At 47.3% G+C, this 21,375-nt stretch carries 24 protein-coding genes; 14 read left to right on the top strand and 10 right to left on the bottom strand.

The window, feature by feature from the left end; genetic code table 11:
- A complete protein-coding gene (locus NG795_RS00835) occupies positions 1 to 240 on the top strand; it encodes a DUF4926 domain-containing protein (RefSeq protein WP_367286778.1) in 240 nt (79 codons plus the stop codon).
- A 63-nt stretch (positions 241 to 303) separates the two neighbouring features.
- Here the strand turns inward: NG795_RS00835 and NG795_RS00830 are convergent, their stop codons facing one another.
- From NG795_RS00830 to NG795_RS00820, 3 genes are all read right to left on the bottom strand, one after another.
- The gene (locus NG795_RS00830; RefSeq protein ID WP_367286777.1) at positions 304 to 573 is read right to left on the bottom strand and encodes a DUF2442 domain-containing protein; all 270 of its coding nucleotides are present in this window, start codon (positions 571 to 573) and stop codon (positions 304 to 306) included.
- On the bottom strand, positions 548 to 790 hold the full coding sequence (locus NG795_RS00825) for a DUF4160 domain-containing protein (protein ID WP_367286776.1): 243 nt from the start codon (positions 788 to 790) through the stop codon (positions 548 to 550). The genes NG795_RS00830 and NG795_RS00825 overlap by 26 nt, the downstream gene beginning before the upstream one ends.
- A gap of 323 nt (positions 791 to 1,113) precedes the next feature.
- Positions 1,114 to 2,364 (bottom strand): hypothetical protein, encoded by a 1,251-nt coding sequence (locus tag NG795_RS00820; RefSeq protein WP_367286775.1) that lies wholly within the window; start codon positions 2,362 to 2,364, stop codon positions 1,114 to 1,116.
- 23 nt (positions 2,365 to 2,387) lie between these two features.
- Here NG795_RS00820 and NG795_RS00815 point away from each other — a divergent pair, with 23 nt between their 5' ends.
- Positions 2,388 to 3,218, top strand: a complete 831-nt coding sequence (locus NG795_RS00815) for an ATP-binding protein (RefSeq protein WP_367286774.1) — start codon at positions 2,388 to 2,390, stop codon at positions 3,216 to 3,218.
- Between the two features lie 200 nt (positions 3,219 to 3,418).
- Here the strand turns inward: NG795_RS00815 and psbA are convergent, their stop codons facing one another.
- Positions 3,419 to 4,501 (bottom strand): photosystem II q(b) protein, encoded by a 1,083-nt coding sequence (gene psbA, locus NG795_RS00810; RefSeq protein WP_261197103.1) that lies wholly within the window; start codon positions 4,499 to 4,501, stop codon positions 3,419 to 3,421.
- Positions 4,502 to 4,749: 248 nt separating this feature from the next.
- On the opposite strand from psbA, the gene NG795_RS00805 reads away from it, so the two are divergent.
- The 11 genes from NG795_RS00805 (at position 4,750) to proC (ending at position 14,792) form a co-directional block, all read left to right on the top strand.
- Entirely contained in the window at positions 4,750 to 5,046 is a 297-nt protein-coding gene (locus tag NG795_RS00805) for a type II toxin-antitoxin system TacA family antitoxin (RefSeq protein ID WP_367286773.1), read from the top strand.
- The gene (locus NG795_RS00800; protein WP_367286772.1) at positions 5,037 to 5,546 is read left to right on the top strand and encodes a GNAT family N-acetyltransferase; all 510 of its coding nucleotides are present in this window, start codon (positions 5,037 to 5,039) and stop codon (positions 5,544 to 5,546) included. Before NG795_RS00805 ends, NG795_RS00800 begins: the two co-directional genes overlap by 10 nt.
- 199 nt (positions 5,547 to 5,745) lie before the next feature.
- The gene (locus NG795_RS00795; protein WP_367286771.1) at positions 5,746 to 6,615 is read left to right on the top strand and encodes a Uma2 family endonuclease; all 870 of its coding nucleotides are present in this window, start codon (positions 5,746 to 5,748) and stop codon (positions 6,613 to 6,615) included.
- Positions 6,616 to 6,871: 256 nt separating this feature from the next.
- Positions 6,872 to 7,246 (top strand): hypothetical protein, encoded by a 375-nt coding sequence (locus NG795_RS00790; protein WP_367286770.1) that lies wholly within the window; start codon positions 6,872 to 6,874, stop codon positions 7,244 to 7,246.
- Between the two features lie 157 nt (positions 7,247 to 7,403).
- Entirely contained in the window at positions 7,404 to 8,768 is a 1,365-nt protein-coding gene (gene der, locus NG795_RS00785) for a ribosome biogenesis GTPase Der (RefSeq protein WP_367286769.1), read from the top strand.
- A gap of 128 nt (positions 8,769 to 8,896) precedes the next feature.
- Entirely contained in the window at positions 8,897 to 9,886 is a 990-nt protein-coding gene (locus NG795_RS00780) for an energy-coupling factor transporter transmembrane component T family protein (protein WP_367286768.1), read from the top strand.
- Positions 9,790 to 11,394 carry an anthranilate synthase component I gene (locus NG795_RS00775; protein ID WP_367286767.1) on the top strand — a complete coding sequence of 535 codons (1,605 nt, stop codon included), beginning with the start codon at positions 9,790 to 9,792 and terminating at the stop codon, positions 11,392 to 11,394. Before NG795_RS00780 ends, NG795_RS00775 begins: the two co-directional genes overlap by 97 nt.
- 419 nt (positions 11,395 to 11,813) lie before the next feature.
- Entirely contained in the window at positions 11,814 to 12,083 is a 270-nt protein-coding gene (pipX, locus tag NG795_RS00770) for a transcriptional coactivator PipX (RefSeq protein WP_367286766.1), read from the top strand.
- On the top strand, positions 12,080 to 12,745 hold the full coding sequence (locus tag NG795_RS00765) for a YggS family pyridoxal phosphate-dependent enzyme (RefSeq protein WP_367286765.1): 666 nt from the start codon (positions 12,080 to 12,082) through the stop codon (positions 12,743 to 12,745). Before pipX ends, NG795_RS00765 begins: the two co-directional genes overlap by 4 nt.
- A gap of 541 nt (positions 12,746 to 13,286) precedes the next feature.
- Entirely contained in the window at positions 13,287 to 13,892 is a 606-nt protein-coding gene (locus NG795_RS00760) for a cell division protein SepF (protein WP_367286764.1), read from the top strand.
- 90 nt (positions 13,893 to 13,982) lie between these two features.
- Entirely contained in the window at positions 13,983 to 14,792 is an 810-nt protein-coding gene (gene proC, locus NG795_RS00755) for a pyrroline-5-carboxylate reductase (RefSeq protein ID WP_367286763.1), read from the top strand.
- A 300-nt stretch (positions 14,793 to 15,092) separates the two neighbouring features.
- On the opposite strand, the gene plsY is transcribed toward proC, so the two are convergent.
- The 4 genes from plsY to NG795_RS00735 form a co-directional block, all read right to left on the bottom strand.
- Positions 15,093 to 15,776: a glycerol-3-phosphate 1-O-acyltransferase PlsY gene (gene plsY, locus NG795_RS00750; protein WP_367286762.1), complete on the bottom strand. Its 684-nt coding sequence runs from the start codon at positions 15,774 to 15,776 to the stop codon at positions 15,093 to 15,095.
- 79 nt (positions 15,777 to 15,855) lie between these two features.
- Complete coding sequence (locus tag NG795_RS00745) at positions 15,856 to 17,211, bottom strand: DUF3086 domain-containing protein (protein ID WP_367286761.1); 1,356 nt, start codon at positions 17,209 to 17,211, stop codon at positions 15,856 to 15,858.
- 177 nt (positions 17,212 to 17,388) lie between these two features.
- Entirely contained in the window at positions 17,389 to 17,778 is a 390-nt protein-coding gene (locus NG795_RS00740; RefSeq protein ID WP_367286760.1) for a DUF3119 family protein, read from the bottom strand.
- A gap of 77 nt (positions 17,779 to 17,855) precedes the next feature.
- Positions 17,856 to 18,644, bottom strand: coding sequence for an MlaE family lipid ABC transporter permease subunit (locus NG795_RS00735; RefSeq protein ID WP_367286759.1), 789 nt, complete (start codon positions 18,642 to 18,644; stop codon positions 17,856 to 17,858).
- Positions 18,645 to 18,830: 186 nt separating this feature from the next.
- Here NG795_RS00735 and NG795_RS00730 point away from each other — a divergent pair, with 186 nt between their 5' ends.
- Positions 18,831 to 19,127, top strand: coding sequence for a hypothetical protein (locus tag NG795_RS00730; RefSeq protein WP_367286758.1), 297 nt, complete (start codon positions 18,831 to 18,833; stop codon positions 19,125 to 19,127).
- Positions 19,128 to 19,352: 225 nt separating this feature from the next.
- On the opposite strand, the gene NG795_RS00725 is transcribed toward NG795_RS00730, so the two are convergent.
- Together NG795_RS00725 and NG795_RS00720 are read right to left on the bottom strand one after the other, a co-directional pair.
- Positions 19,353 to 19,709 (bottom strand): hypothetical protein, encoded by a 357-nt coding sequence (locus NG795_RS00725; RefSeq protein ID WP_367286757.1) that lies wholly within the window; start codon positions 19,707 to 19,709, stop codon positions 19,353 to 19,355.
- 414 nt (positions 19,710 to 20,123) lie between these two features.
- Complete coding sequence (locus NG795_RS00720; RefSeq protein ID WP_367286756.1) at positions 20,124 to 21,338, bottom strand: hypothetical protein; 1,215 nt, start codon at positions 21,336 to 21,338, stop codon at positions 20,124 to 20,126.
- Positions 21,339 to 21,375: the final 37 nt, after the last annotated feature.

The following is a 21,375-nucleotide window of genomic DNA, read 5'->3' as shown; positions in this document are numbered from 1 at the left end:
GTGAATTTAAGTAAAATGATTAGCGAATTAGACCGAGTTGTTTTAACGGTAAATTTACCGGAGTATGATTTAAAACCGGGCGACCTTGGCACGGTTGTTTTAGTCCATCAAGAAGGTTTGGGCTATGAAGTAGAGTTTATGACCCTCACAGGAGAAACTATAGCCATTGTTTCTCTATTGAGTTCTCAAGTTCGGGCGATCGGTCACAGAGAGATTGCTCAAGCGCGGGTTCTGGCATGATCATTAATGGCGGAATGAGAAAACAAGAAACCGGATTTCTTTGAAAAAACCCGGTTTCTTGGCTTATGCTCGCGCTTGATTCCGAGGAGCCGGAGCACCGCGTAATAATCCTTCGGTACTAAGATCCTCATCGATTTCTTCCCAGTGAATCCCATAACCCCCGCCACAAATTACCCATTTTTCTAATTGTTCGGGAGTAGCTTTTAAAAGTCGAGGGAACCAAGCTAAAGGAACGGTGAGAGTGCGTCCATCCATTAATTCAACACTAAAAGTATCTTCATGGATGAGAACATTTTTCACCCGGATATCAGTTTGAACTGTCAAAATATTCATGCCAAGCCTCCAAAAATTTTTGTTGATTTGATTCCACCAGGGATTCTATTTTTCTTAATTCTTTAGCATTAAACCCGATATTTTTAGCTAAAGATATTGGAGATAGCCAGAATTTCGCTGAAAGATTATCTCTATCAATATGAATATGGGGTGGTTCATTAGGTTCATGGCTATAAAAATAAAAGCGATAGGCTTCAAATCTTAAGACGGTTGGCATGGGTTGAAGTCAGTTTTTCCTCAGATATGGAATCAGATTTATCCAAGTTTGTTACAAATGCTCTGACTAAGCCAGGAACAGTCCCACTCAAGCGCCCTTTGTCAGTCATTTAAAGTCGATTATAGCAGGGGGAGCTAAAGCCGGGAAATTTTGCCAGAAACCTGCATTGAAAGAAACTCCTCTGGGGGCGATTCTATAGAAGCGATCGCTTTTCGGGAGTCGCGCTTCCTTCTTCTATCAGACTATAGGCAGCATAGAAAGCGGTTTTTTTTGAAAACCCGCTTTTTTGGCAATCTTATTGCTGCGATCGCGCCACATTAACTTTAAAGGCTATCTGCGATTTTTTCGTCTAATTCATTCACCGCAGACATTACACCAAACTCAGGATCCGTTAAAAGAGTCTTTTTGATTTCATGTAGAGACTCAACTAAATCCTCTCGCAAACGCGGTTTGTTTATAGCAACTCCATTGGTATAATCCCAATAATCCCAGGCAATTAATCCAAGACCAATAGCCGGGTCAATTATAGATACTATTGAGCGAGAAAGTAAGCTGGCCGCAATTTTACTACCTGCTTTAGCTGCAATTAAAGAGCCAGCTTTAATTGCCAGATAACTTCCTGCGCCTACAATTTCTACGGACAATGATTCATTTCCTCGTTCATTTTCTAATCTGACCTTGATTGTATCTAAATATTCCTGCCAGTCTGCTTGAGCAAGGTTATACTTCCTGGGAACATTTTTTAGTCCGTAAGATAGTTGGCCCAGATACAACTCAGTTGTATCTATCACGATTGTCTTAAATTTACTTTTGGCAGATTTTGAGCTAACAACGCGCCGAGCAAATTCTCTGTTAATATTGGACAGGATCCGGTCTTTAATTCTATCGTCAACTATAGACGGGTCAAATCCTGTAATAGCCATTTCACCTAAATAGTCTAAAAAAATTAGAAGTTCTTGTGTTCTTTGATTAAAATAATTAAAATACCAATTTAAAAAATCTGTATCTAGGCGATCAATTAATTCGGCTTCCCATTGCTCTAATTCCCGTTCCGCATATTCTTGAGCCTTTTGATAGGCTGTTTGACGAGCTTGCTCAAAAGCTTGTTGAGTGTTTGAGGTGCCCCAAAATGCAACCATATTTGGCGTAATTTCCAAGGATGAAGGCGGATTTAATTCAGCAGCTAAAGCTTGAGTCATAATCAAGCGTCCCAGCAAGGGAAATAATACCAGTAAAATCACCAGACTCCAAAAGATGATACTCGCTATCTTAATCGCTTTGAATAGGATAGATCTTTGTTTTAACTCAACCAGACTGAAATCGCGCTCGCCCAAAAAATCACTTAATTTTTTATCTAAATCTTTAACAATAATCTTCCGTCCTACAGGAACACCACTGGGAAGGCAAACCAGATTATTAGTTTCATCTACAAACCCCAGAGTTAAACATTGACATTTGGGTTCTTCTTCGGCAGACTTTTCCCGAAGAATAGCTAGTTGCCTAATATTAGTATTTTCCTGACGATTGAAATTACAATAATCAACTAATTCATCTAAACTGATTTTTTCTGACAACTCAGGTCTCTCTTGGGTAGAACATGATACTGATTCAAGATATTCAAACCGAATTTGATTACATTATTTGGCGAAGTCTGGGGAATCCTCCCTCCTTCTCGACTTTACAAACCGATCTATACCAATTTTTTTCCCAGTCACAACCCAAACCTTGCTCTACACTGATCGAGTATTTGCGTTCATTTCGTTGTTTAATCATCCTGGATGATGTCCAGAATCTATTTAAAAGCGGTGAAATAGCTGGTCAATATTTAGCGGAATATGAAGAGTATGGCAAATTTTTTAAACAACTTGCCACCTCATCTCACTCCAGTTGTGTCATCCTCCTGAGTTGGGAGAATGCCAGAGAACTGGCGACATTAGAAGCGGAAAAACGCCCTCTGAGAAGCTTACACATCCCCGGCTTAGAAGCAGAATCAGCTAAACAAATCATCAAAGATAAAGGCTTGCAGGATGAAACTCAATGGGAAGAATTAATTCGCCTTTATCAAGGTCATCCTTGCTGGTTAAATATTATTGCTTCCACTATCCTCGAACTGTTTAACGGAAACCTTTCCTTATTTTTATCTAACCCAACTGAACTATTTTTAGGTGACTTAGAACCCTTATTATTAGCTCATTTAGAACGATTATCTGAGGTGGAGAAAACCGTGAGTGGCTGGTTAGCGGGTCAAGGGGAAGCCGTCGAGATTTCTCCGCACCCCGCAGAGACTGGATTATCCAAATCTGAATTTTGGCAAGGGGTTCAATCTTTAGCCCGACGCGGTTTAGTGGAAAAACTGCCCGTTGAATCGGGATATCGGTTCCTCCTCAATCCGGTATTTCAACATTATATTCAGTCTCAATTAACCTAAATAATTTGGTTTTATTAAATCCTGGACTTACGCATTGGGGGAGAGCAAAACCTAAATGTAGAGGCGATTCGCGAATCGCCTCTACATTTAGGATGAATTCTCAAAATCTGCGTAAGTCCTGAAATCATTGAACCCAATCTGATTAAAACATAAAAAAAGCGCCCCCAATTGGGAGCGCTTTTTTATTCAAAGATTAAAACTTAACCATTGATAGCAGGAGCAGTCAAAGCAACCGGAGTCGCTTCACCAGCAGCCAAATCAAGGGGGAAGTTGTGAGCATTACGCTCGTGCATCACTTCCATACCCAGGTTAGCCCGGTTAATCACATCAGCCCAGGTATTCACAACACGACCCGTAGAGTCAATGATGGACTGGTTGAAGTTAAATCCGTTCAAGTTAAAGGCCATCGTGGACACACCCAAAGCGGTGAACCAGATACCCACAACCGGCCAAGCAGCTAAGAAGAAGTGCAAAGAACGGCTGTTGTTGAAGGAAGCATATTGGAAAATCAGACGACCAAAGTAACCGTGAGCGGCAACAATGTTGTAGGTTTCTTCTTCTTGACCGAATTTGTAACCGTAGTTTTGAGATTCGGTTTCGCTGGTTTCACGAACTAAACTGGAAGTAACCAAGCTTCCGTGCATGGCACTGAACAAGGAACCACCGAACACACCGGCAACACCCAACATATGGAAGGGGTGCATCAGGATGTTGTGCTCAGCTTGGAACACCAACATGAAGTTGAAGGTTCCAGAGATACCCAAGGGCATACCATCAGAGAAAGAACCTTGTCCGATCGGGTAGATCAAGAACACTGCAGAAGCTGCTGCAACAGGTGCAGAGTAAGCAACGCAGATCCAAGGACGCATACCTAAGCGGTAGGAGAGTTCCCACTCACGACCCATGTAGCAGAAGATGCCGATGAGGAAGTGGAAAATCACGAGCTGGTAAGGGCCACCATTGTAGAGCCACTCATCCAAGCTTGCTGCTTCCCATATCGGGTAGAAGTGCAAGCCGATCGCGTTAGAGGAAGGAACAACTGCACCAGAGATGATGTTGTTTCCGTACAGTAAAGAACCGGCAACAGGTTCGCGGATACCATCGATGTCCACGGGGGGAGCAGCGATGAAGGCGATGATGTAGCAAACAGTGGCGCTTAAGAGGGTGGGGATCATCAACACGCCGAACCAGCCGATATAGAGGCGGTTTTCGGTAGAAGCGACCCATTCGCAGAAGCGGTCCCACAGATTAGCGCTTTCGCGCTGCTGTAAAGTGGTGGTCATAGTTTTATGATTGCTATTGGTTTGTCGAGGTAGTTATGATGTTTTTAGATTAACGGGTTTGTAACGATTTGTAAAGGGGTTTCACCTCCAGCAATCCTGATGAGAGTGATAAGCAGGGCTTATCAAGGTTAGGTTCGGGGTCAACCCTAGAGTTTGTATTGACATTGTATGTACAACTGCCTAATATTATTTAATGATGGGTCGGCATGAAGTCGCCTTATATCCATGTCGCTGCTAGGTTTAAAATTATGTCTCGCTCAGAATTTGAAGACTCATCTCGCCAGACTCGTGATGTAACGATCAACATCCGAGCCACACAGAGTCAGAGGGATCTGATTGATCAAGCCGCTCACATCCAGGGAAAAAGCCGGTCCGAGTTCATGCTGGAATCAGCCTATCAAAAAGCACAAGATGCTTTGCTAGACCGGACTTTTTTTGGGTTAGATCACCAAAAATATCAGGAATTTGTCACCCTGCTGGATGGAGGCCCTCAGCCAAACGCCAAGTTACACCATCTCTTAAGCACTAACTCTCCGTGGGATTAGATCGCGACGCGCTTCGCCCTCCGGAAAAACTGAATTCGTCCCATCAAATTGAGACCTTTGACTCAGGAAACAACCCGCTCAATGACTGGCTCAAACGCCGTGCGTTAAAAAATGAAGCTGAGGGGGCTTCCCGAACTTATGTTCTATGCGCGGGGGAGGTGGTGATTGCATATTACTGTCTTGCAAAGGGGGCCGTGGCCCAAACCACAGCAACAGGTCGATCGCGCAGGAATATGCCGGATCCGATTCCGGTGATGGTGATTGGAAGACTGGCTGTCGATCGCCACTGGCAAGGCAAAGGGATTGGGCGTGCACTGCTACGAGATGCCATTCTGCGAACCCTGAAAGCGGCTGACATTGCAGGAATTCGGGCAATTCTTGTTCATGCGATTTCGGAAGATGCCAAGCAGTTTTATGAAAAGTGTGGATTTACTGCTTCTGCGATCGAGCCAATGACACTAATGGTGACAGTTAAAGATGCGATCGCCGCACTGGGTTAGTCAGGCGCAATCGTAAAGTATATCTAAATATCTGGTATGCAGCCCGAGTCAGACTTTACCCATTGCTGATTGCTATGATTTTTGAAGGGATTTATGATGGGTCTCAACTTCAGCAGAGAGTTAGGATTTGTCATGGGTATTTAGCCTATTTCCTCACCAATTTGAGATAATAAATAAAAGCTAAGGGAAACATTTTTTTATGAGCGAAACAGTAACCGATATCAACCGCCTAGCGCCATTCCCTGACCATACGCAACTACCAGAAGAAGACGGCACGTTTGTGAAAAATTTTCAGGAGCATCCCCAGAGCATACTACTGACTGATTCCCTCGGACCCGTTTTAGAGCAACGGCATCCGGATGGACAGTATTGTATTGGACAAGATAGCGGCATTTACTGGCGAGAAACGGACCCCCCGGAAAAGGGAGCGGAGGCCCCGGATTGGTTTTATGTGCCGAATGTGCCCCCGAAACTGGATGGGGAGGTGCGTCGTTCTTATGTGTTTTGGCGAGAATTGAGGGCCCCTTTGATTGCCTTAGAGTTTGCCAGTGGCAATGGCGCGGAAGAACGCGATAGAACTCCGCTGGGGGTGTCTGTGGAGGGAAAAACGGTTAGACCGGGTAAGTTTTGGGTGTATGAACAGATTATCCGCATTCCTTACTATGGAATTTATGAAATCAAGTCGGGTCAGTTAGAGGTTTATCATTTGACGGATTTTTCTTATCAAATGATAGAACCGAATGAACGAGGTCATTATCCAATTGAGCCGATGGGAGTGGAGTTGGGATTATGGCATGGGACCTATCAAAATCAAAACCAATTGTGGTTACGGTGGTGGGATTTGGAAGGGAATCTGTTGTTGATTGGTTCGGAACGCGCTGAGTTGGAAAAACAGCGGACGGAACAGGAAAAACAGCGTGCGGAAGCGGCAGAACAGCGAACGGAACAGGAAAAACAGCGAACGGAACAGGAAAAACAGCGTGCGGAAGCGGCAGAACGGAAAGCGGCACGATTAGCGGAACGTTTGCGATCGCTCGGAATTGACCCGGATGCGGAGGGGGATATCTAAGCCGATCGCCCCTGCATCTGTGCAAATCCACAAACCCAAAGCGATCCCGATTGGGGGCGCTTTTTTATTTGAAGCTCCAATTAAACCGAAATTCTGTGATACATCCTTCCTTTTAAATAAATCCTAAATCGGTAAATTTTTTAGGTAAATAAAATATTAAATTTGTCAAATTTTGCCAAATTAATAATTAATTAAATGGATTTTATGTGATATAATGAACAGTGAAAATCATAGAATATGACCACTCAGAATACTCATGAGAATTAATCAAATATCCCTAGGCTTGAGCTTAGTCTCCTTAATTGGACTGATTAGCTGTACCGAACAGACAGCAGGCCGAATTTGCGAATATACTCCGGCTGCGGGCCAACCCAATCCATTAGGGGAACAAGCGAGTTTCAGGATTCGAGAACAAGAGGGAAACACGATTTTTACCTATCAACCTGACCCCAGTGAAATGCTAGATGAGACGATTGAACTCTCAGGCAGACGAGAGTTAACTTATAGAAATACGGACTTAGATACGGCCCGAGTCATATTGATTCAAAACCCCGAACACTATAAGCGACTGATTGACAAAGAAAGCAACGAAAATTTTGCAGCGGTGAATGAAAGTTTAACCTGTCGGTAAGACGAAAAGCGATTAAAGAGTGGGAGTTAGCTACAGAGGGGAAGCCCCCGGGTAAAGATGTGGGCTAATTAATAAGCGTGCCGATCGCCTCGGTTCGCTATAATAAAAAAATAAACAGATATGATTGCTTCGCTCAATCCCAGGAACCTTCACCTCTATGGCTTTACCTATAGTTGCTATTATCGGACGCCCTAACGTGGGCAAATCAACCCTTGTCAATCGGATTGCTGGGGGTAAACAGGCGATCGTCCATGATGAACCGGGAGTCACCCGCGATCGCACCTATCGAGATGCCTTCTGGCAAGACCGAGATTTTCAGATCGTCGATACTGGCGGATTAGTCTTTGATGATGAGACCGAATTTTTACCCCTAATTCGAGAACAAGTCCTGACAGCGCTGACCGAATCCAGCGTTGCGCTGTTTGTTGTGGATGGACAACAAGGGGTTACGGAAGCCGATCGCGAAATTGCCAACTGGTTGCGTCATCAAAAAGTCCCGGTTGTCCTAGCTGTAAATAAGTGTGAATCCTTAATGGAAGGATTGACCCAAGCGGCAGAATTTTGGGAATTAGGCATGGGTGAACCTTATCCCATTTCTGCCATTCACGGCAGTGGAACGGGAGATTTATTAGATATGGTGATTCCCCACTTGCCCCCGCCTTCTGAAATTGAAGAAACGCCGGAAATTAAAGTGGCGATCGTTGGACGTCCCAATGTGGGTAAATCTAGCTTACTCAATGCCTTTGTCGGAGAAAAGCGGGCAATTGTTAGTCCAATTTCGGGAACGACTCGCGACAGTATCGATACCTTTGTGGAACGGAACGGAAAAACCTACCGAATTATCGATACTGCCGGGATTCGGAAAAAGAAAAATGTGGAATATGGACCAGAATTTTTTGGCATCAACCGGGCGTTTAAAGCGATTCGTCGGGCGGATGTGGTGCTGTTGGTCATTGATGCCGTGGATGGGGTAACGGAACAGGACCAAAAACTGGCGGGACGAATCGAAGAAGAAGGACGCGCCTGCGTCATGGTGATTAATAAATGGGATGCGATCGAGAAAGATTCCTATACCATTTATGACTATGAACGAGATATCAAAAGTCGCCTCTATTTCCTAGAATGGGCAGAAGCAATTTTTGTGAGTGCCGTCACCGGAAAACGGGTGGAAAACATCCTTGATTTAGTTGATAAATCGGCGGAAGAACATTCTCGTCGGGTTTCCACTTCAGTGATTAATGAAGTGCTAAAAGATGCCTTGCATTGGCATAGCCCTCCGACCAGTCGTCAAGGAAAACAGGGCAAAATCTATTATGGGACACAGGTTACCAGTCAACCTCCCACCATTGCTTTGTTTGTGAATGACCCGAAACGATTTAACGATAATTATCGCCGTTATATCGAGCGTCAGTTCCGTGAACAACTGGGATTTACTGGGAGTCCATTGCGGTTGTTATGGCGTGGGAAAAAAGCTCGTGACTTTGAGGATAATAATACCACCAATCGAGCCGTTAAGGTTTAGGTTGTTCCAATAACTGGCTATTCGGCGTGGGGGTAATTTATGAAATTCCCCTACAAAAAAGACAGGGTGAACCCGAACCCCTTGGACAGCGGTTTTAGAAGCTTTGAACATTTACTTTCTCGAATCCGATGGATTTATTGCGATCGCTGCCTATCGGCTTGTATTTAGAACAACCCATTACCTGGTTACATGGCTTGGATGCGCGAGTCAAACTGCTGTGGTTGATGAGCTTTTTAATTGCGCCAGTCTTAGCGAATCCGATTTGGCGGCTTGGGTTGGTTTTACTGCTAATTTTGATTACGATTAGTGCCTTAATTCCTTTGCGAGTTTGGCGCAAACAAATGGGGTGGTTGTTAAGCCTATCTCTGTTAGTTTGTCTGATTACAGCGATCGCACCTGATGGACTCCCGGTAGAACACCAACCGCGCCTTCCCGCCCAAGAAATCACCTTCGATCGCCAACCCCTCACTCTCCCTCCGACACCCGTCAGAAATCCTTGGTACAATCCCTTTGGCTGGGGTGAAGAAACCCCCGAACCGGAGGAGACGATTGACAGTGAACTTCCCCAACCCACTGATTACCGTTACGTCCTATTTGAGCAAGGGCGGTTTACAATTACCCGTCGTTCTTTGGATTTAGGAATCCGGATCAGCACTTTATTTTTTACCCTAATTTATAGCACCAATCTCTATCTACTTACTACTGCCCCGGAAGAGATTGCTGCGGGAATTGAGGAGTTAATGAGTCCCCTGAAACGGTTTAATATTCCCACTACGGAAATTGCCTTAACTTTAACCCTATCCCTGCGCTTTATCCCCCTAGTGTTAGAAGAAGTTCAGAACTTAATTCGTTCTGTGCGAACTCGGGCAATTAATTGGAAAAAATTAGGCTTGCGGGGAACCACTAAAGTCTGGTTTTCTGTAGTAGAAAGATTGCTGGAAAATCTGCTATTGCGTGCTCAACAAATTGCCGGAGGGATGCAGGTGCGAGGATTTACTACCCCGAACACCCATCGGGTGCAGTGGCATCCGTTAAAACTGAGAAATGGAGACTGGGTGGCGATCGCCATATTGGTAGGATTTTGGGGGATGCGTTTCTTATGGGGATGGCAAGTGTGAAGCGATTAAATACAACATCCATTCCCCCTTGGTATTGGCGATCGCTGCCGTTAAAACAGCGGACGGGTACTCAAGTCTTTGAGGCCTTATTTCTCATCCCTCAATCTGAAAACAAGCAACCAGAAGCGGCGATCGCCACCCTTTTAGAAAGTCCTTATCCGACTCCCACTCCCATTCCAGAAGCGAGATATTCTATCTGTGCCGGTGCACCGAGATGGATTGACAACCGTCCTCAATTGTGGACGCCAGAAGTTGGAGAAATTCTGCCTAGTTTGCGGCAATTGCTTAAGCGCAAACAGCCAGAAAAATCTGAACCCATTCAAGAACTTGATTCCCTCCCACTCCTTAATCGCGATGCGCTTCCTTTCACCGGAGGATGGTTAGGATGGTTGGGGTATGATTTAGCCTGGGAAATTGAAAACCTCCCCCATTTGAACGATGATCCCCTGCCCTTTCCGGTGAGTTACTGGTATGAACCCGCCAACTTTGCAATTCTTGACCATCATCAACAACAGTTGTGGATTGCCAGTAGCGATCGCGATGAACTGGACCTCCTCGAACAGAAATTAGAAAACTCTTTCACCCCGGAACCCTCTCCTCACCAATCCCCTAATACCGAAGGTGTTATTTCCCCTTACCCCCAGTTTCATTTGTCCCAATTTGACTATGAAGAACGGGTTAGGAAAGCACAAAAATATATCACCGCTGGGGATATATTTCAAGCCAATTTATCTCTGCGATTTGAAACAACAACTCAGCAGGAAAGTTGGGACGTTTATCGGACCTTGCATACTATTAATCCCTCTCCCTTTGCTAGTTATTGGCGGACTCCCTGGGGAGATGTGGTGAGTTGTTCTCCGGAACGATTGGTGCAATTACAAGGAAAAACTGCCCAGACTCGTCCGATTGCTGGAACTCGTGCTAGGGGGAAAACGCCCGAACTGGATGAACAACTCGCCAGGGAATTACTCGCTAACCGGAAAGAACGTGCCGAACATATTATGTTGGTCGATTTGGAACGAAATGATTTAGGGAGAGTTTGCGAATGGGGAACGGTAGAAGTTAACGAATTGTTGACCATTGAACGGTACAGTCATGTCATGCATTTGGTGAGTAATGCCGTGGGTACTCTCCGTGGCGATCGCGATAGTATTGATTTAATTCGCGCCACCTTTCCTGGTGGCACTATTACCGGCTGTCCCAAAGTCCGATGCATGGAAATTATTGAAGAACTAGAACCAGTGCGGCGCAGTCTGTTTTATGGTTCCTGTGGTTATTTAGACTGGCGAGGACAGCTTGATTTGAATATTTTGATTCGGACCTTATTATTTGCGCCAGAGGCATCGGAAACTGCCAAAAATGATGGAAAAAACTATCGAGTCTGGGGACAAGTGGGGGCCGGAATTGTTGCTGATAGTGAACCGGAAAAAGAATGGTATGAGTCCCTAGATAAAGCCCGCGCCCAACTGGCGGCATTGCAGATGGCGATCGCATCCGGTGAAGGGTGATGACAATGGCGATCGCTCGCTCCAGATGTGATAAAAATGCCGATGATTAATGCAGCAATCACTCCAATTTGATGGCGGTGCAGAAGATGAGAATCTAGCTGCAGCTTAAAAGAAGAAAGTAGGTCATTTTGCAGCAGTTAGATAATAGAATTGACGAGAGGGAGTGTCTCCCTCGGTGATGAGTCGTAGAACACGAGACGCGGCCACTCCGGGGAAGAATTATTGAATTTATTATCTATCCCTAGCCTAAGAGTATGGGGATTTCCACGATTTCTGATAAAATTATCCCCGTCCAAGCTTGCGGCAAAAACTCAGGGGAGAAACGGGTCACATCCCGAAACTCCATACCAACTGACTCCGCCAGAGGGACCTTAGTGACTCTATAACCGTTATGATTAACGGTACTCATCTGAACCTGAATGAACACTGAAACTTACTTAAATCATCCTACTTTTGGTCTACTCTATCGGGTGTGTCTGATCGAACAAAATCAGGAGTTGTTCACGACCCTCTATGCCCAACGCCTATTTTTTTTAGCGCTTTCTGGCATAGACGGGTTAAGATTTGAGCCGGTCACCCGTGCCGATGCTCGCCTCCTCGTCGAAAACCGCTTGCGATTGCTCAGACGCATGGGGCAAACTCAGGAATTCGCTGAACTTCAACTCATCCACAAACGCACGTTTCAATGACGATCGCCCAACGGATTGCTCAGATCCGCGCCCACTTACCCGAATCAGTCCGACTGATTGCCGTCACCAAACAGGTGTCGGTGGATGCCATGATGCAAGCTTATCAGGCGGGAATTCGAGATTTTGGGGAAAGTCGCCTTCAGGAAGCCCAAGCGAAATCGGAGCAACTCGGGGACCTGCCCGGTCTAACCTGGCACCTGATTGGACACCTACAAAGTAATAAAGTTAAACCCGCTTTAGACCACTTTCAGTGGATCCATTCTATTGATAGTTTGAAATTAGCGCAACGAATCGATCGCTTGGCGGACGGACTCGAAATTAAACCAAAAGTCTGCCTCCAAGTAAAAATCGTACCCGACCCCAACAAATCTGGGTGGCAGATTCCTGAACTCATCGAGGATTTAGCGACCCTAAATCAATGTAAAAACTTAGAAATCAAAGGATTAATGACCATTCCCCCCTTGGGATTGGATCAAGCAAAAACCCTGGCCCTGTTCGAGCGCACTCGTCAACTCGCTCAAGAAATCCAGGCCCAAAATTGGGATCAGATTTCCATGCAGGAGTTATCAATGGGAATGTCAGGGGATTATCATTTAGCTGTCCAATCTGGGTCCACAATGGTCAGACTAGGGACAATCCTATTTGGAGAGCGATCGCCGTAAAATCTAGCCCCGGACCGTTAGAATTGAGGAAAAGGTGGGCGAATCATTTCCCCTTACCCCCTTTAGTCCAATCCCAATCGCGATCGGCAATCTCCGGGTTCCACCCCTCCCAAATCCAGTTCAAATCCCATTCAAATCCAGTTTTCAATTATAGTGATCAACCACCGCCCCCGATTGCACCAAATTCCCAGCAAGAAGTCTGGAAAATTTTGGGCATAATCGGCAACTTATGGCAATATACAATAAACTGATAACTTGGGTAGGGTTGGGCATGGCGAATGGAGTGCATTTCCTATTAGGAGAGAGTTCCTTCCTCAACGGGGTTTACCCCGGCGCTCAGTCACGCTCAAGGGCATCTATAACCGAAGCGGGAGCCAAGGGTTAAGCCGCACTCAGTCGTTGGAACTCCACCTCTGATTAGGGGTTGATTGAGTCGGAACCTGAGTCTATACCGAACTAACATCCAAAATTGATTTGGGCTGGAATGGGGATTTTAGACAGAATGCCCTGATGTTACCCTAGTTTTGATGGAGCAAAAGCCGTGAATACGATTTTTTCTAAGCTACGAGATATGGTCGGACTCAACGAATCTGTGGATTACGAGTATGAGTACGACGAAATAGAAGGAGAAGGATACCAAAACCTTTACCAAGACCAACCCGCAGCCTCTCCCGAAGCAGAAGCTCGCCGGAATCGCACTCCCGTGCGGACGACCACAACCGGAATGGGAATGGTTGGAGCAGAAGGCGCAATGGGATCAAGTATGAATGCTATCAATAACGTGATCGGTCTACCTGGGGCTGCCAACGGGATTTCTGAAGTGGTGGTAATGGAGCCGAAATCCTTTGAGGAAATGCCTCAAGCGATTCAAGCCCTGCGGGAACGCAAATCCGTCGTCCTCAATCTGACGATGATGGATCCGGACCAAGCTCAAAGAGCCGTTGATTTTATTGCCGGTGGGACTTATGCCTTAGATGGGCATCAAGAACGAATTGGGGAAAGCATTTTCCTGTTTACCCCCAGCTGTGTTCAAGTCAGCACTCAAAGCGGTGTGGTTCACGATGTCCTGCAACCCCACCTGCGGACCGCCCGTCCTCCCTCTGTCCAAACAAGCTGGACCCCGGAACAAGTCCGGATGGCACAGTAGGCAAAGTAAATGAACCGTTCTTGGTCAGCGATCGCCCTTATAGCCAAGTTGACCAAGGACCTTAAACCCTTTACAGGAAATTAGCAACCGTTGTTGGTAAAACTAGGAATTATTGGAGGCGGGGTAATGGGAGAAGCGCTCCTATCCCGCCTAATTGCTCGTGCCGCTTATCAGCCACAGGATATTCTGATTAGCGATCCCGTGCAGCAGCGACGCGAGTTTTTAGCGAAACAGTATGGGGTCGGAGTCACTGGAGACAATGCAAAGGTGGCGGCAGCAACAGAAGTCTTGCTCCTCGCCATCAAACCCCAAGTCTTTGAGTCCGTCACCGCTGCCTTACCTTCCCCCGGCCAAAATGGACAAGTCCCAGTCATCCTATCCATTTTAGCCGGAGTCCCCCTAAGTAAATTAGAACGGGCTTTTCCCGGCGCACCAATTGTCCGCTCCATGCCGAATACCCCGGCAACTGTTGGTGCTGGGATTACTGCGATCGCCCCAGGAACTCAAGTCCAACCCGAACACCTCGAACGGGCCAAAACCGTCTTACAAGCCGTGGGAGATGTAGTCCAGGTTCCCGAGTCTTTGATGGATGCCGTCACCGGCCTCTCCGGTTCTGGACCCGCTTATGTAGCAATTTTTGTCGAAGCCTTGACAGATGGCGGCGTTCGTGCTGGTCTACCCCGAGCCATTGCCGCCCAACTCGCCTTACAAACCGTATTGGGAACAGCGACTCTGATTCAAGAAACCCAACTGCACCCGGCAGAACTGAAAGACCGGGTAACCAGTCCCGGAGGCACAACTATAGCGGGAGTCGCGCAGTTAGAAAAAGCCGGATTTCGCTCCGCCTGTATCGAAGCTGTGGAAGCAGCAACGGAGCGATCGCGACAACTAGGAAGTTAAACGAACTAGGCATCTGCGTCTAGCAACACCCGGCGGGGGTTTAAACCCCCGCCTAACAGCTAAAGTCGGTTGAAACCGACTGAAAACACCACGGTATAAGATTTGCAGTCGTCTTTAGACGACTTTAGCTATGAGGCCGCCAATCGTTTAAACCCCCGTCGGTTGTTGCTGTATCCAGTCCTAGGACATTTTAATAGTATGAGATAGACAAAAAACCAGATTTTACCAACGGAATCTGTTGCTAATTCCCTGCATTTTTGTAACCCAATTCCGTAATTTTCTGGCTACTGTACTGCCATCCTAAGAGGGAATACTTTCCGAGGGTTGGGGTAACTTTTGGCCGATGCGGGGTTCGGTGCCAGAAAGTAGGCGATTAATATTGCTGCGGTGTAGCCAGATGACATAGAGGGAAGCCGCTAACATAAAAATTTGATAGGACAGGGGTTGATGCATTGCAAACATGATCCCCGGTAGGGCGAGGGCGGCTAACATTGAACTGAGGGAGACAATGCGGGTAAAGGCTAGGACAATTCCAAAGACCCCAAACCCGGCGAGGGCGATCGCCCAATTTAGAGCAAATAGCACCCCTAAACTGGTGGCAACCGCCTTTCCACCTTTGAAATTAATCCAGATTGATTTGGTATGACCCAACAACGCCCCTAATCCAGCGAGGATGACCATCCAAGACAGCCAACTGGCAGCAGGTCCAATATTTGCAGCGAGTTTCTGGACCACTGGCAAAGCGTAAGCAAAACGCACCAGGGCGATCGCGGCTATCCCTTTTAAAATATCCACCAGAAACACCACCAAAGCCGGTCCTTTCCCCACAGTTCTCAGGACATTAGTCGCCCCGGTTGAACCCGACCCTTCTTGACGAATATCAATTCCCTTCAACTGTCGAGCCACAATATAACCTGTAGGGAATGAACCAAATAGGTAAGCAGCAATTAACAACAACCCATTTAAAATTAGCCACAAACTCATAAACGTTTATCCTCAGTTTTAAGCAATTTAGAGTCAAGTTTGGGGTTGGTCCTTAGGTAAGGACCAAAGACCCAAAGGGTTAAAGGGTAGGCAATTCTGGATCAGCAGCAAATGCTAACCAGAGGGGGAATTGGAGGAGTCCAAGGTTGATTTGGTTTTCCGTTTCATCAATCAAAATTAGCGGAACTTGCTTCTGTTTAAGCAAGCGGTCCGCTTTTTGGGAGAGGGCTTCGGGAGCCTCAAAGAGAACCACGCCCCCTTCTGGACCAAAATCAATCCGGGAAATGCCGAGACAGTCCTGTAAACCCCTGCGCCATTCGCCGAGACGTTCGGGAGAATTGGCGAGGACGAGGGTGCGGAGGCGATCGCCATAGAGACTCTTCAGGACCGAAATGGCTGCTGATGCCACCAGAATATTTTGTAAGCGACTCCCCAAGCTCCGGACTGCACCTCTTGCACCTTGGGTAAAAAACCAGTTGGAAAGCCGTTCGGCGTGTACGGGTTCAAAGGTGCGCCGGACTTGCCACGGCGGACCATAATAGTCCGGCATGGTGCGATATTTATCCAACAACCGGCGAATCTGTTTTGCGCGGTCTTGAAACGGCTGTTCGCCAAAGGTGGGAGTGGGTGAACCCGTGCGATCGCCACCTTTTGCTGCTGCTTTCGGAGGCATTTTCGCCGGTTCCGGTTCTGGCGGGGTTAACTCCAGTTGTTCCACGGAATTGACCAAATCCTGCAAACTGCCGGACAGATAGTCTTTAAAGCCCTGAACCCGAATCGCGAGGTCTTGGGACACCCCAGCAAAGGTGGTTCGCATTTCCGTGCGGATGCGTTCTTGGCGGCGTTCCAGTTGTTCTACAGAAATTTGTAAATTGTGCTTGCGCTGTTCCAGTTCGGTTAAGGCATCTTGGACCAAGCGACCGATCGCTGCTTGGGTTTCTGTCTGTTCTTGCAAGAGTTCGGCACGACTCGCCTGCAATTGCAAAATAGCAGCTTTGAGTTCCCGTTCTTGTTCCTGTAATTGCGCCACCCGTCGCGCCAAGGATGCCGCTTCATCCTCAATCGCCAAGGGGGGAGACGCAATCTCCTCCGTCGGGGGTTCTTCCGTCGGTGGTTCTTCCTCCGGTGGTTCTTCCTCCGTGAGTTCCTCTGCCGGTGGTTCTTCCTCCGGTAGGTCCGAGGGTTCCACTGGGAGTTCCGCTTCCGGTTCCCAGTTCTGCGACTCCGCCCGTGGTAGGGTCAACTCTGGTAGGGGTAGTGCCGCTTCATCGGGGATAGAGGGTTCTGGCTCTTTCCAGAGGTCTTCTGAGAGATTGATCCCCTGAGTGGAATCCTCCGAGAGCGATGAGGAGGAGGAAGCCTCAAACGGCTCTGGGGAGTCGGATTTGTCCTGAGTTTCTAAGGGTTCTGGATTGTGTGTTTCGTCTGCATTCATGGCAAAATATTTTAAACTTTAGAGATGACCCAGAGCCGAGCAGGGAGTTAGGAAGGCGGGGATGCGTGCTGTCAAAGAACCATTCAAGGGCCCGATCGCGCCTCTAGCCCGAGGTTGGGGATAGGGTGGGATTTCAAAGGGGTAAAAGAATCGGTGGTACAACGATGGCGATCGGCCTTAAATCCGGGGACAGCGTTCTTCCAAACAGGCTTGAAGTTGTTTGGGATCGAACAAAACTGGCAGGAAATGGATGCTTTTCACTTCCTTAAAGTAAAACAGAATGGGAACTCCAGGCCAGAAAATTCGCCAATTGATCCATTCGGCGTAAGGAAAGGAGCGAATCAAGTTTCCCGAGCGATAAACATCTAAGGCTTTCGGGGTAAATTGCAGGCGAATGGTTGCCGCTTGGACCATTAAAAATAACCCGAAGGCGGCTATGGGTAAACTCGCCAAAGGTTGTACGGCCAAGAGCGGAATACTGCCGATGATAAAGGCCCAAGGGAGGACGTAACTGGGAGCCAGTTCTTGGGTTGAGGTTGAGGTGGAAGTGGAAGTTGGTGTGGTCACAACAGTACCCTGTATTGCGATCGAGGCTGATAGAGAAGTGAATGTTTCTATTTTAAAGGCTCAGTCGCGGAATCCGATTAGAAGACCCCACTCCCCATGCCGCGAAACATCAGCCAGGAGAGAAAGAAGTTGGAGGTAAAGATGGCGAGTAGGGAGGTAACAACGGCAGTGGTGGTGGATTGTCCTACGCCTTTGGCCCCTCCGGTGGTGGTCAAGCCCCAGCTACAGCCAATGATGCCAATTAACCCGCCAAAGCACAAGGCTTTAATCGAGGCGGTGATTAAATCCCAGGTTTGGACTAAGCTGCGGACGGAATCGAGAAAGACGGTTTGAGAAATGGGATAGAAATTGGTGGCGATCAGCATTCCCCCGATCATTCCTGTGGCAAAGGAGAGCAGGGTCAACACGGGGAGCATGATACAGCAGGCGAGGACTCGGGGAATGACGAGGTAATCGATGGGGTCGGTTTTGAGAATGTAGAGGGCGTCAATTTGTTCGGTGACTTGCATGGTGCCGATTTCTGCGGCAAAGGCAGAACCGACTCGTCCGGCGAGAACGATCGCGGTTAAAACTGGGGCCAGTTCCCGCGCTAAGGCGATCGCCAACACCCCACCCACGGCGCTTCCAGCCCCAAAGTTGAGGAACTCCCGCGCCACCTGGATGGTGAACACCATGCCGACAAAGCTGGCGGTGAGGAGGGCGATAAAGAGGGAATCAGGTCCGACGAGGGCCATCTGTTCGATGGTGTTGCGGCGGTGAATTTTTCCGGAGACGAGGTGAAAGATCACCTGTCCACCGAGGACGATGGCGGAGAGCAACCGTTGAAACCACTGGCTTAAGTTGGAGGTTGACTTAGTTTGAGTCAAAGGAGTATTGAGGGGCGTGACGACAGGTAAGGGTGGAGTTGTTTACAAATTTTAAACAACTTTTTTAATCAAAATTTAATATTTGTGACAGAACTGTTTGAGGGCTGCGATCGGGCCTATCTTATAAATCAAAGCGTTTCAGATTCAGGCGAAAAAGAGAGTTTATCGGTATCCCGTTTTGATTTTATGAATAGGTTTCCTCATGTTCTGCGATCGCTATTATTAACCAGTTTACTGAGTTTTGCCGTCCCGACCCTAACCTTGGCCGGTGGATTAGTCATTGCCGAGGCGATCGCCCACCTTCCCGGACTGACCCACCTCGGTCAATCCGCTGTTAAGCAGTTGTTACAATTCTTATCCACCTTTGGCAGTGGTCATCCCCTCCAAGGGGCGATCGTTATTGGACTCACCTGTAGCGTAGTCGGAATCTTATTTGATGCCTATGCCTTATCCCGCTATCAAAACCTCCGGGGACCCGAATAAAGCCCCCATCTCGATGGCAATCTCCCCTATCAACCCAGGACAAATGACAAATGACCCATCTCCCCCATCTCGATTGGGGCTCTCCCCCATCTCCCCTAAATCAAAAGCCGGTAGTCCTCAAGGTGACTACCGGCTTTTGATTGAAGGAATCAAACATTGCTATACCCAAAAGGAAAAGGCGATTGGATAGGAATGTTTGCGGTGAGGAAAAAGTTTGTTCGTGACTTAGGGTTCGCATCGCCCACTACCGCGTCCCACTTGGTGATGAGTTTTCATCATCGGACAGTTAGGCTCAGCTTGGTTAGACTTCACGAGGTTTTGAGCGATCAGGATGCTATCAGTCGGGGACTGTTCTCCTTCCGAAGCGCGCAAGTCCCGGCGGCTGCAACCCGGTTTGCTATCCTCAGTCTCGCAAGGGTTAATCTGGTTGTTTTCCGAGGGTAAGGTGAAGCTTGCTAAATAGGGATGAGAAAAGAATCCCTTACTGTCGGTAGCCAAAGGCTCTAGGGAGAAAGACTTGGCACTCGGAGCAAGATTAGCAAATAACAGAGTAGAGAGAACAAGAATAGTAGAGAGGCGCATAAAGGAATTGCCTAGGGTAACTGATAATCCCTAATACGCATTCCTTCTGCTCTATCTGGACAAGAAAGATAAAAAAATAAATTGTTTTTTGAGGGGGGTGAGAATAACCCAGTCTGCAACTCCAGAAGATATGAATACAGAAGGTTTTCAGGCAACTTTTACTGGGATTTTTTGCATTCCATCCCCCGCTACAGCCCTTGATTTAAAATGGATTGAACCTTTTATCCCTTCGGGGAGTCATTAAATTGTTTTATTTTTACTGGGTGGCAGAGAATTGTGAAAATTTGATGAAGTTTTGCAGATTTTTAGGCTTTTCTTTATGAAAAGTTTAAAGAAAACTGCACCGAACTAAAGAGGGCAGAATCCGCCAACTCTGGGCATTATCGGTGGAATTACGGACAATAGACCCGCCAATTAAACTGATGTTAAATCTTCGGTTTCTTTCGGTTCTGGAGTACAGTCAGTGTTCCACGGACATTGGCGATAATGTGCATCTAGGGCATCTAAATTAGGTCTATGGGCTTCTTCCTCTGGGACAGACAGCCGCCGACCGGCTAATTTGCCATAGTTGGTTTGGCCTAATTCGGGAGAAAGCAGGACTTGCAATGTTCCGGGTTCGATCGCAATTTGTTTGGCGGCGAATAAGCGTTGAATATCCGCCCTCAAAATTAAGCCATTCCAGATATCACTAGAACGGGTTGGCTGATGGGGGTCGAGACGAACCACTTCCAGGGCCTCTTCTACATCACAGCCGGTAATGGGGCATCGTCCTTTATAGGCGGTCAATAACTGACGGCGAAAGGCTTTGTAATGAAGTGGGTTCGTGACTAAAGCTAAGAGTAAAATAACCAGAGCACTGAAGGCTAATCCCGCGATCGCCCCGAGGGTTAAGGTTGCAATAAAGGGTTGATTGGCTTTGGTTTCGGCAACTTGGGGGGATTCAGCAATCCTCAAACTGCTGATCATTTCCCCTTGCGCCTGAGTCGCTTCCGTTATGGCAGTTTGGATCTGAGTCAGTCTTTCTTGTTTGAGGGTCACCGCTTGTTGCAGTTGCGATCGCTCTGCCTCATCGACTCCATAATACTCATCTAAATTTTGTTGGGCGGACTGGAGTTCTTGACGCGCTTGGGAGAGGCGGAGATTGAGCTGTTCCACCACGCCATTGAGACGCGCTGTATTAATCAGTTGACTCTGCTGGACCATTGCCTGCATCAGTCCCGATGCAGTTTGGAGGGCGCGTTCGGAGTTATTATCTCGATACATCACCCGGAGAGACCCGGAGGTTTCGGGACTGGGGAGTTTCAATAACAGGCGATCGCGAACTTCCACCGGAGACAGATTCACATTATCTGCCACCGCTTGAATTACATTATCCGCCAACAGTAACCGGACCAACTCTTCCGGCTGAGAAAATTGCTGCCCTTGATTAATAATTTGCCGGGTGGTTTCCGACAAAGAATCCGGCAGTTCAGTCCCGCGTAAAGAACCCGTCGCAATATATTTGGGAATGGGTTCTATCTGCAAAGCCATCACACCTCCGATGCCCAATCCGGCAGTCATCAGCGCCAAAACTAGCCATTTGTAACGATTTAAACTGTGAAGATAGCGGGAAACAAAAGAAAGATTCATGGCTTGCAGACACCGGATTAAAGGGTTAGCAAAATCA

The sequence above is a fragment of the Laspinema palackyanum D2c genome, from assembly GCF_025370875.1.
GTDB lineage: Bacteria > Cyanobacteriota > Cyanobacteriia > Cyanobacteriales > Laspinemataceae > Laspinema > Laspinema palackyanum.
This window is presented reverse-complemented; position numbering and strand designations above follow the sequence as displayed.